The organism is Loigolactobacillus coryniformis subsp. coryniformis KCTC 3167 = DSM 20001 (assembly GCF_002706425.1).
Classification (GTDB): Bacteria; Bacillota; Bacilli; order Lactobacillales; family Lactobacillaceae; genus Loigolactobacillus; species Loigolactobacillus coryniformis.
The window spans coordinates 2,452,986-2,466,005 of sequence record NZ_CP017713.1 but is presented as its reverse complement, the minus strand read 5'-3'; the positions used below and the strand labels follow the sequence as shown (position 1 = coordinate 2,466,005).

The following is a 13,020-nucleotide window of genomic DNA, read 5'->3' as shown; positions in this document are numbered from 1 at the left end:
ATCGAACTTAATTCAGGTGTTGCTTCTCACTGGATCTTGCCTATTTTATGTGTTCTAGGGTACACAAATTAAGCCTTAGTTAGTCTGATTTTTCAGAATATCTAGGCTGCTGTTGGTCATTGAGACTGCGCCAGTTCAATTAGCGCCAGCCATTTGTCCGGCATTCGTTCAAACGGTTTGAGTTGTGGTAACTCAACAGGAATGCGGTAATGCAGTGCTTCATGAGGCCGCAAGAAGTTATAGGCCGCTGAATAAAGTGCCGTGTAACTCGCTGAACCTGTGGCAGAGCCAAAGCCGGTACTGGAACGATAATTTTCTTTGTAGGAACGATTCAAGCGCTCAATGGTTTGCTTTAAGAAGCGGTACTCACGACTGATCTCATCTTTGTTTTCAAGACCAACAACCTGGTGAATGCCAAACTTGATGCCCTGTTGTGCAAAATAGATCTGGGCAACTTGGTAGATCGGATTCGCGTCAACGACGAAGTTAAGCTTCTCAGGGATCTGAGGCATCTTTTGGAGGACTTGGTTGATCGCAATGACCGCTGATTCGGTTGTGCGATTAGGGGTCACGTAGTCGGCGAGAATGAGCTTACACTTGGCGTCGTAGAAGTAGAAGATATAGTGCCACTTGCCTTTCACGCGCACGTAAGTCTCGTCACCAACAATCTGATCGGACAGTGCGTAAGGATAATTCGCCCAGAAAGGCCGGACAACAGCGGCTACCGCCATTTCGTAGTTATGGATGGTCTGGTGTGAGATTTTAACGCCATGAATATCGTACATGATCGCCGCGGTTCGCCGCGCTGACAGACCATAGTTGATGTGATAGGTCAGCACCAAGCCCAGCACTTCAGGGCTGGCTTGAATCCGATCGAGGTCTACCGGTGCTTGGATCGGCGATTCTGGCGCAATGCCTTTAAGTTCAAAGTTGTAGGTTCGCCAAGTGTAGCGCACCTTGTGGGCAGTTGGATGGACGTTGAAGTCAGCGACTTCAGCCGGTGACATTGCGGCGATCGCACCAAGGCGAAATGCGCACTTATCGTTGTAACAACACCAGACGTCGAACTTGGTCCGACGGTTGTGAATACTCAGGCGATTCTGGCAATAAGGACAACGTAAAGCGACCGTCTTATTCTTCTCGGCGTGACCATCTTGAAACTTGAACTGACAGACCTTGCACCGTAGCTGACCGCCAGCACCGTTATTGGCGTAAAGATAGTCCTGTGGTGCCGAGCACCGCGGACAGTCTTGCGCCGCAAAGCTGATTGGTTTACGCCGCCTGACTGGCAGTATCGGCTTACCGTTCTTTTCAAGCGACTCAGCGATCAACTGCTGGTAGTCGAGGGCTTCAGAACCGATATCAGCTTGAAGTAGTGGGACTTTCTCATCGACCTGAAATTGGTTAAAACGCTTGAATACCGGTTTATCAGCGCTTGGCAGCCGTGAATGATCAAAGATCTCAGCCAACTGAGCTAAAAGGATCAAAATAATTTGTCTTTGGAGCTTGATTATTAGAACTAAATAGGCTATTAATGGTGTATGCACTCGAATCCTTCTTTCTGGATTTTCTTGTTGTTCGCACACCAAGAATACCAGAAAAAGACGTTCGGGTGTTTTTTAATATTCGGAAATTAATAACAAAAACGAGGTACGTTTGACAGTACCTGATAATACGAGGAGGAATTAAAATGCATAGCTTTAGTTATGAAGGATTAAGAAAATATTTGACAACATTGGGTGAGTTTATAGAAATTGATGTATTTGTAATGGAGACTCCCAGTCGATGTTATCATGTTTATTTACATCAATTATAAGATTTAGAACGTCTGACGACCAAAGCAATTTTTAATGTAGATTGTGATAAAATCGGTAAGCAAGGTAATGAAGGTTAGTCTTTTAAATGGAAAATAGCAGAAAAAAGTGAAGTTCTTGGTATATTGATCGATATAATCAGTAAAAATTTGAATCAGTTAGCTAAGAAGAAATCAGCATGAATTTATGCTTATTCATTTTTTAAATCCTGCTCGTTAATAAAATCCAGCTTAACTACTGCACTCACCCTAGCAAATCCACCCCGCATCTCGTATACTAAAAGTAATTTATCCCCAAAAAGTAGGTGAGTCCCATCAGTCTAACGTTAGCGCAACCGTTGAAAAAATTATTACTCGCGGCGGAATTAGGTTTGAACCGTAATCATCCGCTGGCGGGTTGGAATTTATTGATGATTTTGTATCGCGACAGCCCGAATAGTGGCGTGCCCAGTACGCTGGATTTTTTGGCGCGTAAATACAATAACGATTATTTGGACACTGACAATGATGAGGCGCCGATTTCCGATGAGGTTTTGCGTAAGGTACTTAATGTACTGACGGAGCAGGCTGGGCTGGTGGAGGCCAATACGCGCAAGGTGCGGCGGCACACGGAAAGCGGCAAGTCGCTGATCCAGCAAACGGCGATCTACCGGATCACCAGCAGTGGCATCGAATATTTACGGATGATGCAAAAGGTGGTCGACGCGGAAAGCACCGTCACGGCCAATACGCTGCGGATCAATGAGTTTTGCGCTTTAGTTCGTAAATTAGCGCAGGAACCAAACAGCGCGGCCACGACGCAACTGTATAATGATTTTGCCAACATGTTGGCGGCTTACGAGGACGTCATGAAGGGCATGCACAAGTTAGATGAAGATCTGGATGAATTGGCCAATGATCTGGCTTTCAACCATGGGGGTGTAGCGGCGGAACAGTTGCAGCAGATGCTCCAGCAAAAGGCGGTGCCGGCTTATCGGCAATTGTTGCAGCAAGCGTCGTATATCAAAGGATTAGCTAACTTGCGTGATTTTGCGGCGCAGGTGGCGCGGTCGCAACAAGGTAGTGATGATCTGGATACGGCCAATGCAGTCGGCGATCAAGCTGGGCTGCTGCAACGGTTTAACCGTACTAAAGCATACGTGCAGCGGCAATTAAAGCAAATGGCGTTGAGTTTTACCGCCAGTAGTCAGGCAATCGATAGTAGTTTGGATTCGATTTATTTGTTATTTCAAACGATTTTAAATGCGATCAAGTTGCTGAGCCAAGAATTTGAGCACGTCCGCCGACAAACGTTGGATATCAAGGAGTTAACTGGTGAATTGGATGAGTTGCTGCAGCATTATTCGACGCTAAAAGTGCCGGATGCGGTGCCGCGGCATGCGCCATTTGATCGGATCGACGTGGAAAATATGGCTGATCTGCTGGAAGCGACTACGATTGGTCCGGTAACGTACGTGGCTCAGGAAAAAGTTACGCCGGTGCTGACGGCGGCGGATAATCCGGCAATGGCGGCGGTGACAGCTGTTACCAATGAGGGTCCGGCGGCGTTGGCGGAGTTCCAGCAGTTAGTTTTGCGGGCGCCACAGCACGCGGTGATCGATCATGATCTGGAATTGACGACGTTATTGGCGCGGGACGAGATCGTGCGCCTATTTAGCGCGACTGGTTACACGCATTATGCCAGCTTTGCCCCGTTTGGCCGTGCGGTCCAGCGGGTTGCGGCGTTACCAAAATCAGGACCGATTCGCATTCATTGCCGCGGCGAACAATACAGTGTTTTTTTGCCGCATGGTTTTGAAGTGTGGTTTACTTAAGAAGGGGGTGGCGCAATGGTTGAACTACATGCAAATGAGCGCCTGATCATCGACCAATTGCTTGATCGCGGCCTATTTACCAGTACGATCACAGCGGAAATGCCGCAAAATGTGGCTACCGCGGTGACGGCTTTTCAGCGGCCGCTGGTCCAGCGGCGGGTGACCAGTTATTTAAAGGAACTGCTGGGCGTGGCACCCTATAATTATCAAGAAAATCTGTTGTGGCTGGCAGGTCCCGGCCAATTAAGCGCGGATGAGGTGCACGTTTTATTGGCGACCTTGAAAACAGTGCTTAACGAACCCAGTTTGCAAGCCAATGCCGACGAGCGGGTGGTCGCGACGCAGACGATCGTACGCCAAGTGCGCAGTGAAGTGGTTAGTCTAGATGAGAAATTAATTTTGCGTTTGATTCGGCAATTGTTCGTTGAACGGTTTAAACTATTGACGCCCGAACGCTTGGAGCAAGCGGCCAGCGATCAGGAAGCGATCATTGACGAATATTGGAGTGTCAGTCCTGATTTTGCCAGCTTCGCCCGTAATCTAGTTGATTACTTGCAAGCCCAAGTCAAAAAGCCAGCGTTGACTGAATTGCAGCAGGTCAATCAAGCGCTGTTGTTACAGCCATTTTTAAGCCCGCAAACCACGCCGACTTTATGGCCGATATTGGTGGCGAAGCGGCAAGTGATCGCTGCGCAGTGGGCCCAGTTACAACGGTTTGAACTGGAAGTCGGCGCCGATTATGCGTTATTGTTGGATCGCCAGCGTCAGCAAATCACAGCCCGACCGTACACGGTGGCTTTAGCGGTGGCGCGCTCACTGGGTGCGGGGCTACCGGAAGATCAACTGAATCAGCGCATTCATCAAGTCGTTGCGCAACTATTTGGGTCACCGCAAAAAGTGGCCGTGGGGCAGGTGCGCGCGGCTTTATTTGACAATGGCTTAGCGCTTCAAGCAGGGCAGAACGTTTTGCCGACCGCTATCGCCCAGCGTTTCAGTGTCCAAGCCACAACGGAGGAAAAATGAGCATGCAATTAACACCAGTTAGCTACCATTTACGTAATTTTAATAAATATGTGCGCTTAGATTTAACCACGTCGAAATTAGGTAATCTCACCTTAGTCGGTGAAAATGCCGCGGGTAAAACGACGTTGGCGAATTGCTTTTTTCCGATGCTGATCGATGGCTCGATCGCCACGCCATCATTTAACGCTGCCCGCGATACGGAAAAAGTTGCCCAATCGACGCGGGTACGCAATAGTCAGCAGGACACGCGGACGTTTGAAAGTATGCTGCTGGGTTGGGGCCCGGGCGCGATGAAGGTGCGGACTGGCTACAGTTATTTGCAGTTACGCAGTCCGCAACGGCAGGTGATTCTCGGGATCGGCGCGCAACGGACGCAAGGTGTCGGCGGGACGACGTGGTGGTTTGTGGCCATTAGTGAAGCCAAGGCGCCGCTGACGGTGATCACCACTGATGCGCAGGGTGCCAGCTTGACTGAAGCTGCATTTGTGGCCGCCAATCAAGCTTTAGGCCAGCAATTGTCCGTCTTCAAAAAAGCGGATGCCTACCGCGAATTCGTTGCGACCCACGTTTATGGCTTTAGTAGCGAAAAGGAATTAAGCCAGTTAGCTAATGTTTATCGGCTGTTGGCATCGCCGATTCTGACTGGCGGCAACGCTAAATTTTCGCCGATCAAGGCCGCCTTACGCGAAGCGCAAGCCAGTATTGACCGGGAAGTGATCCAAGCTGCAGCCGGCGTCCAACGTGAAGTCAATCGCAAAAACGGCTTGTTACAGCGGATCGCCAACGGACAGCGCCGGTTGCAGAAAATCAAAAGCGCCATCTTTTGGGCTGATCTAAATCATTTAAATGAAACTAAATTAAGTGTTTACGCTGCTAATCATGTGGAGTTCGAGCAGCAAAAAGAAAACGCCGCCCGCGCCGAAGCTCAAGTGGCTAAGTACAGCCAGCAGCTGGAATTTCTAGTGATTCGGCTAACTGATTTCCAAACTGAATTACAGCAGTTGACTCAAAAGCAGGCGCAACAGCAAGTGATCGTCCAGCAGCGGCAAAGTTTGGCTGATCAGATCAAGGGTGCGCAAAATCGCTTAGCTCAATATGAGCAGGCGCAAGCCCAATTAAGCCAGCGGCAACAAGATCTCGCCGTCAGCCAAACTAAATTGACCCAGCTTATTGAACAAGAAAAAAACGTACGCCAAACTGCGCTGGCACCGCTACAGATCAAGCTGAATGCCCACAGCGCAGAGTTACACGAATTAAGCCAGGTACTAGCGGAAACCAGTTTGGCTACCATGGTGCAGCAAATGGCCCATTATGTCCGCGCTTTGCGGCGGCAATTGACGCAGTACCGTAATTTGCAGCAACAAGCCGAAACTATTTCGACTGACGTGGCGATCGTCGGCACCATGCAAAACCAAATGGCGGACAGTATTGATCACCGGGTGCAGGGGCCTTTTGGTGGCAATCGCTTGCGTGAAGGCTTACAACAAGATAACCAATCAATTCATGAAGCCGGCGCCGCGCAAATGAATAGTCAATTTCAGCAATTAAAAACTGAACAAGCGGCATTGCTGACCGCGCATCCGGATCTGAAAGTCAGCTTGGCGCAAAGTGACTTATTAGCCGACTTGGCCCAGCAGCAAAAGCAACTGGCCGCAATCGTAACTCAATTGCAAAGCTTGACTCAACAACAGGCTGCAACCCAGCAAGCACAGGCTAATTTGCAGGAAAATATTGATTTGATCCGCTCGGGGATGGAAGTTGATTTTGACCCAGCCGCAATTCGTGAGCAAATCGAGGTTTGGCAACAACAGCACGCACAATTAGTGGTCGATCCAGAATTGCCGGCTAAATTAGCGGAAACTAAGCAAGCAGTGGCTGACTTAGGTGCACAAAAGCTAGATTTAGAAACCGCCAAAGGTCAGGAACAAGGCCAACAAACTGCGGCGGAAAAAATGGTCGCCAGTAAAGCCGCGCAATTGGCGGCTTTGACCACGCAGATCGAAACCATGCTGACGGTGCTAGTGCCTTATTTACCAGCGGCAGTCACGTTGACCACCGTTGATGAAGTCAATACGTTTGTCCGCGCCCACGGTAGTGAAGTGCGGAACGGCGCCTATAATGAAGTTGCCGAACGGATTCGCCGCCAAGTCCACCGCAGTGATCAAAATGGGCTGGATCGCAACGCGCTGGATACGTTACTGGCCGAGCGTGGCTATGAGCAAATCGCCAGTGCCATGCGCCAAGGTAGCGTGGTCGCCCATGACATGACTACGTTAGCTTTTGATTTGCCCCACGTCGAAACTTTGCTAGCTGAAGAATTGGCTAGCGTGACTAAGGCAGTTGCGGAATTAAAGACCGGCAATCAATTGGCGCAGGATACTTATTTGGCGGCGGCGGTCGAACGCATCGCGGATCAGTATCAAGTGATCGCCGACTACAATCGGATTTTGGCTGCTGGCTTGACCAGTGATCAAGGGATCAAATTAAAAATTGAATTGCGCCCGACTGAAGTCAGTGCGGCGGTGATCACCGAAGCTTGTGATGCCTTTGCCACCCAGCGACCGGCATTGGAAAAAGAAGTTCGCGACCGCCTGCAGATGCTAGCCAATAAAGCGGAAATCGCTGATGATGATGCGGCGTTCATGCAGGCGGCCCAAGAATTTCTTGATACCCGGCGCTGGTCAGAATTTCACGTGCTGATCAAACGCCGCCAAAGTGGGGTCGATGACTTTGAAGAAGTCGATGATAAGTTTGTCCGCTCTGGTGGTTCCGGCGCCGAAAAAGCGCAAGCCATGGTGCTGCCGCTACTACTAGTACCAAAAATGCTGCTGGAACGCAGTGGCTTACCGGATGTGCCGTATCTGGTCATGTTCGATGAATTTGCCGATAAATTGGATCCAGAAACCGCTAAATCATTCGCCAAAACGATCGCTAATTTTGGCTTTGATTTTATTGCCACCATGCCTAGTGGCGCGCAGAATAAGCTGTTGGCCGACGGTGTTGCCAACGTGGCTTACGAAGTGATCGCGCCACCGCAGCAAGATGACGGCCGCTTCTATCAAAATCAAGTCTTGCCGGTGCTGAGCTGGCATGAGGGTGCTACTGATGACTGATTATCAACAAGCTTATGCCCAAGCTACCGGGCACCCAGCCCCGGCCAATGCTGCACAGTTAACGCCGCTATTTGCCGCCATCGCCAGCGGTCAAAAGTTACCGCCGCGCGCGCAACAAGCGGTGGCGCTTGGCCTAACCGCCCACACGCTAAATGATCCGCAAGCTGATCCACCTTTATTTGCTTACTATCACTGGGTATTGCGCCATTATTTTGCCGGGGCACCGCTAAATGAATTATCGGCGCGCCTGATCGGAATGGCCTTTACCAGCGCTAATTTATTTAAAACCGAATTACCGCAGCCGCTGACGCTCAATCCTTGGCAAGCGGCGGCGATGCAGGATCATCCGTTGGTCAATCAGCGGGCGGTGGTGATCGAAAATAATGGTGTGTTCGTGCTATTGTTGCAGCGCCATCCCGACTGGCCGCTGATCGCCCAAGGCGGCAATGATTTTAATCCGACCTACGTCAGCTTGATCCAACGCCTAGAACAGCGTGGGGTTCAGTTTGCCTACAGCGGCGATTTGGATAGCCGCGGCATTCAAATGGCGGATCACTTTTATCAATTATTACAGCAAACGCCGATCGAAGTGGTGGCGGCCTTGCAGCAACCGGTGGATGTCGCTAGTTGGCTGGCCTTATACGGCAAAAAAGATCCGCAACGCACACGGCAATTACAAGTGACGACACCACTTTATCAAACGGAAATGGATTCACTGCAAGTGTTCGGTAAGTTTGTGGAACAGGAACAGTTGCTAGCTGAATACGAGCGGCTGATCCCGCAATGGTTGGCCACCAAATGATGAGTAATGCCAGTCGCAGTAAACACAAAAGCCGCTAGTCAGTGTAATAATTTAACTGACTGGCGGCTTTTAAATTATAGCGGTTGTTCAGTCGGCCGCAATAGAATTTCGTTGATACTAACGTTTTCTGGTTGGTCGATCGCGTAGGCGACTGCATTTGCAACGTCGATGCCTTTTAATCCATAGGAACGTTCGTTATGATAAGTGTTTTCGCGTACCGCTGGATCGGTGATGGTTGAATATAGTTCAGTTTCAACAGCACCTGGTGAAACGATCATGGCGCGAATGTGATTTTTGCCTTCTTCTTGGCGTAAACCTTCCATGATCGTGCGCACGGCAAACTTGGTGCCGGCGTAAACAGCGGTATTGGGATGTACGAAGTGACCAGCAACCGAATCAGTGGCAATGATCTGCCCACCGCCTTGTTGGTGCATGATCGGTAGCGCCGTAGCAATGCCGTATAGCACGCCCTTAATATTGACGTCGATCATTCGTTCCCATTCCGCGACTTTCAGCAAATGCAGTTCGGATAGCGGCATCAAGCCGGCATTATTAAACAGCACGTCTAAGCGGCCAAACTTAGCCACCGCCAAGTCAGCCAAAGCTTGAACTTGTTTTTGATCTGTAACATCAGTGACCTGGGCGATGGCTTGGCCACCGGTAGCGGTGATCGTTGCGACTAATTCATTTAGACGCTCCGCGCGGCGGGCGCCGAGGACCACTTTGGCACCTTTTTTCGCTAAAACTTTGGCGGTGGCGGCACCGATACCACTAGATGCACCGGTAATGATAACCACTTTATTTTCAATCGACATAATGAATTCCTCCTTGCAACTGATCTAAATTTATTAAAGACGCGATCAGGCTGGCTGTCAACTAAAAAATACATTTACGCCACTGTTAGTTAGTGTAAAATAGGGTTAACGAAATTAAACGAGATTTGGAGCGATAATATGACGCGCACAATGCCGGCAAAAATTTGGAACCGCGGTAAGCAGATCGCCTTAGACGGCGCAGTTGAAATTGAATATATCGATAATGTGGCCCAAGAAGTTGAAGCGACTGTGTTTGGGACGCAGGCGTATGGCGTTAGTGTCAATGCCAAGGATTCAAGTCGTGATTATTGCGAATGCCCATATTTTCCCGATCATGGTTATTGCAAACATATTGCAGCGGTAATTAAATTGCTGAAATCACAGGGGCGGCCGCTGGAAAATTTATTTCATCGGGCCACTGATGATCAAAATTTTGCGGCTGAAATGGGGGCTGACTACTTAGATATCTCGGCGCAATTTGAAGCTTTATTAGACGAATTTCCCGAAATCGGGCGGCTTGTCTACACCGATAAGCAACTGTATGATCAAATGCGCGCTGATCCTGATTCATGGGGTAAACTTTTTGATGAAACTGATTTGGCGCCGACTTCATTAAATAAGTTACGCACGCAATATGCTAATAATTTGGTCGCTAAGCCTAAACCAAGACCAGAGAAAACTAGTGGTCAATATTTTTTAGAGCAACTTAGTTTACCGGCGCAGCAATTTTTTACCCCGTTGGAAGCTACAGATAGTGAAGAACATACCTTACGCTTAGAGGTAACGCTAGTGGCAATACCAATGACTGATCAGTGGGGCTATGAAAGTATTACGCGTTTGTGTGTGAAATTACGAATCGCCACTGCAGATAAAGGCCGTTTTTATGTGGTCAACAATATTGAACGTTTACTACAAGCCTATAAAAATGGCGCGACTTATCTGACTAATAGTAAACATGAATTTGTTATGACTGCGACGGCATTTGCACCGGCTGAGCGTGTGCTACTTGATTTTCTGATGGCCAACAGTACTGGTGAATCGGTTGAACGTTACTATGGTGGCGGCGGTGATAAATTTTTTGCCCTACCTGTATATGATTTTCCACGGACATTAGCAATTTTAGCAGCGGTACCAGAATTTAAGTTTGAGCCTATTGAACAGCAGACATTATATGATAATGCGATATTAGTGGATCTACAGCCAGAAGCGGGATTGTTTAAAGCAACGATCACCACTGATCAGAGGGGTTATCGCTTAGCGGTGACTTCTGATTTTGACCAATTTATTAATGCTAATTTGATTTTTGTCCGCGGTAACGTTATGTATCAGGTGACAAGAGCGCAGTTTAATGTGATTGCACCAATCATCAACAACTATAATGAAATATTGCAAAGACGGTCCAATACTAAGTCATTGCGCTTTTCTGCCGGCAGTGAAGCTGAATTAAGTCGTTTCATCGAATTATTTCAACAAATCGGTGTGATCGACTTTCCAGTAGCGCTAGCTGTCGGCAAAATGGTGCCGCACTTCGATCTTGATCGGCAGGAACAAACGCTAGTGTTATCACTGGCGTACGATTATAATGGTCAGCTGATCGCTAGCGATGATATCGGGGCTGCTGATGTGACCCGTAATTTGCCGATGGAAGAACAAGCTTTTGATTATTTACAAAGCCTTGGCCTGCGCAAGGTTGGGCGTTATTGGCGTAAAGACTTTGCGGATGCTGCGGCATTGTATCACTTCTTTGTCGCAGAATTACCGAACATGCAACAAAATGGCGTCGTGACCATGACGCCGGCGCTAACCGATTTACTCCATGATGCGAGTGAGATCGTCCCGCAGATCGACGTCACTGAAGAAGATGGGTTGTTAGCGGTCAACTTTTCGATTTCCGGAATCGCAGAGGATGAGGTTGATCAAGTTTTAGCGCAATTAGACGTCAGTCGGCCCTATATTGACCGCGGTGATGGGTCGATCGTGATCGTCGATGACCAGCTGAAAAAAGTTTCCGCCGCGTTAGCCAAAGTACGGGCGCAAGGCAAAATTAAAAACGGTAAGGTAGAGATCCCGGCAGCGCAGGCATTGGCCGTCCAAGCGGCATTAGGCGATACGGCGCAATTTGATCAGAAATTTCAGCAATTATTGCAAAATTTAGCCCACCCAGAAGCTTTTCCCGTGGTAACGCATGCCACAAATCCGGTGGCAGCGCAATTACGGCCTTATCAAAAAGTCGGGGTCAAATGGCTGGAAATGCTGAATTCCTATAATTTTGGCGGAATTTTAGCTGATGAAATGGGTTTGGGTAAAACGCTGCAAATGATCACTTTTTTGAATAATCATTTGGCGGCTGACCGCTTTGATCTGATCGTCGCGCCGGCATCGTTGATCTACAACTGGCAGGCTGAATTTACTAAGTTCGCGCCGACCATCAAAGTCGCGGTGGTTGACGGCACTAAAGCCCAGCGGCAAGCCTTGATCGCACAAGGTGACGCTGACGTTTTGATCACTAGCTATAACAGCGCGCGGTTAGATATTACCGCCTATCTAAAACGACGATTGAAATACTTAGTTTTGGATGAAGCGCAGTACGTCAAAAACAGCAGTACCCAAACCAACCAGAATTTACGCAAATTAAAGCCGCAAAACACCTTTGCATTATCGGGGACGCCGATCGAAAATCGTGCGGAAGAATTGTGGGCATTGTTTGCCTTGGTGCTGCCAGGTTTATTACCGAGTAAAAAGGCGTTTAACAAGTTAATGCCCGACGAGATCGCGGTACGGGTCAAGCCGTTTATTTTGCGCCGGGAAAAAGCCGCCGTTTTGAAGGATCTACCAGCTAAGGTTGAATCCAATTTATATAATGAAATGTCCAAGGAACAGAAAAAAGTCTACCTCGCGCAATTAAAGCAAATGCAAGTCAAAGTGCGCGGCATGTCCAAGGAAACGCTGGTCAAAAACAGCGTGGCAATCTTAGCTGGCTTGACTCGCTTGCGCCAAATTTGTGATACGCCGGCTTTATTTGTCGATGACTACCCGGGCGAATCCGGTAAATTAACGCAATTGCTAGAAATCTTGCAACAAGCCCAAGAAAACCAACATCGAGTGCTGATCTTTTCTCAATTTACCGGCATGCTCAATATTATTGCGGCTGCATTGAAGCAGCAAGGCCTTGACAGCTTTATGTTACAGGGGAATACTAAGCCGAAGGACCGCTTAGCGATGGTCGATGCTTTTAATGCCGGCAAAAAGAGCGTCTTTTTGATCTCATTAAAAGCTGGCGGCACGGGCTTGAATCTAACCGGCGCAGATACGGTTATTTTAGTCGATCTGTGGTGGAATCCGGCGGTAGAAGATCAAGCCACGGCTCGGGCACACCGCATCGGCCAAACGAAAACGGTAGAAGTCTATCGCTTGATCACTAAAGGCACGATTGAAGAACAGATTTATAAACTACAGGAAGAGAAACGCAATTTCGTCGATCAAGTCTTGAGTGGTACCGAAAATAAAGGCTCACTGACGGCTGAAGAAGTGCGGTTGATTTTAGGCATCGAGTAATTTGTGTAACTATTGAAGAACGTATTACTGTTAAGTCACGGTAGTATTTTATATTTGATAGCGGTAATAGCCACATATATTTTGA

Annotated in this window: 7 protein-coding genes; 5 read left to right on the top strand and 2 right to left on the bottom strand. The window is 48.4% G+C overall.

Going from position 1 to position 13,020, the window contains the following annotated elements:
- Positions 1 to 116: 116 nt before the first annotated feature.
- Positions 117 to 1,547, bottom strand: coding sequence for a DDE-type integrase/transposase/recombinase (locus tag LC20001_RS12065; RefSeq protein WP_169925070.1), 1,431 nt, complete (start codon positions 1,545 to 1,547; stop codon positions 117 to 119).
- Between the two features lie 571 nt (positions 1,548 to 2,118).
- On the opposite strand from LC20001_RS12065, the gene LC20001_RS12055 reads away from it, so the two are divergent.
- The 4 genes from LC20001_RS12055 to LC20001_RS12040 are packed head-to-tail and all read left to right on the top strand — an operon-like array spanning position 2,119 to position 8,565.
- Positions 2,119 to 3,627, top strand: a complete 1,509-nt coding sequence (locus LC20001_RS12055; protein ID WP_010012124.1) for a hypothetical protein — start codon at positions 2,119 to 2,121, stop codon at positions 3,625 to 3,627.
- 15 nt (positions 3,628 to 3,642) lie between these two features.
- Positions 3,643 to 4,650, top strand: coding sequence for a hypothetical protein (locus LC20001_RS12050; protein WP_010012123.1), 1,008 nt, complete (start codon positions 3,643 to 3,645; stop codon positions 4,648 to 4,650).
- 2 nt (positions 4,651 to 4,652) lie between these two features.
- Positions 4,653 to 7,763 (top strand): SbcC/MukB-like Walker B domain-containing protein, encoded by a 3,111-nt coding sequence (locus LC20001_RS14300; protein ID WP_010012121.1) that lies wholly within the window; start codon positions 4,653 to 4,655, stop codon positions 7,761 to 7,763.
- Positions 7,756 to 8,565, top strand: coding sequence for a DUF2399 domain-containing protein (locus tag LC20001_RS12040; RefSeq protein WP_003680290.1), 810 nt, complete (start codon positions 7,756 to 7,758; stop codon positions 8,563 to 8,565). Before LC20001_RS14300 ends, LC20001_RS12040 begins: the two co-directional genes overlap by 8 nt.
- Positions 8,566 to 8,639: 74 nt before the next feature.
- Here the strand turns inward: LC20001_RS12040 and LC20001_RS12035 are convergent, their stop codons facing one another.
- Complete coding sequence (locus LC20001_RS12035) at positions 8,640 to 9,380, bottom strand: SDR family oxidoreductase (protein ID WP_010012120.1); 741 nt, start codon at positions 9,378 to 9,380, stop codon at positions 8,640 to 8,642.
- A 138-nt stretch (positions 9,381 to 9,518) separates the two neighbouring features.
- On the opposite strand from LC20001_RS12035, the gene LC20001_RS12030 reads away from it, so the two are divergent.
- A complete protein-coding gene (locus LC20001_RS12030; protein WP_010012118.1) occupies positions 9,519 to 12,935 on the top strand; it encodes a DEAD/DEAH box helicase in 3,417 nt (1,138 codons plus the stop codon).
- The last annotated feature ends 85 nt before the right edge of the window (positions 12,936 to 13,020 follow it).

What these genes read in the sequence shown, in the direction of transcription:
- LC20001_RS12050 (WP_010012123.1), top strand. Translation starts at nt 3,643, where the DNA reads ATGGTTGAACTACATGCAAATGAGCGCCTGATCATCGACCAATTGCTT.
- LC20001_RS14300 (WP_010012121.1), top strand. Translation starts at nt 4,653, where the DNA reads ATGCAATTAACACCAGTTAGCTACCATTTACGTAATTTTAATAAATAT.
- LC20001_RS12040 (WP_003680290.1), top strand. Translation starts at nt 7,756, where the DNA reads ATGACTGATTATCAACAAGCTTATGCCCAAGCTACCGGGCACCCAGCC.
- LC20001_RS12035 (WP_010012120.1), bottom strand. Translation starts at nt 9,380, where the DNA reads ATGTCGATTGAAAATAAAGTGGTTATCATTACCGGTGCATCTAGTGGT.
- LC20001_RS12030 (WP_010012118.1), top strand. Translation starts at nt 9,519, where the DNA reads ATGACGCGCACAATGCCGGCAAAAATTTGGAACCGCGGTAAGCAGATC.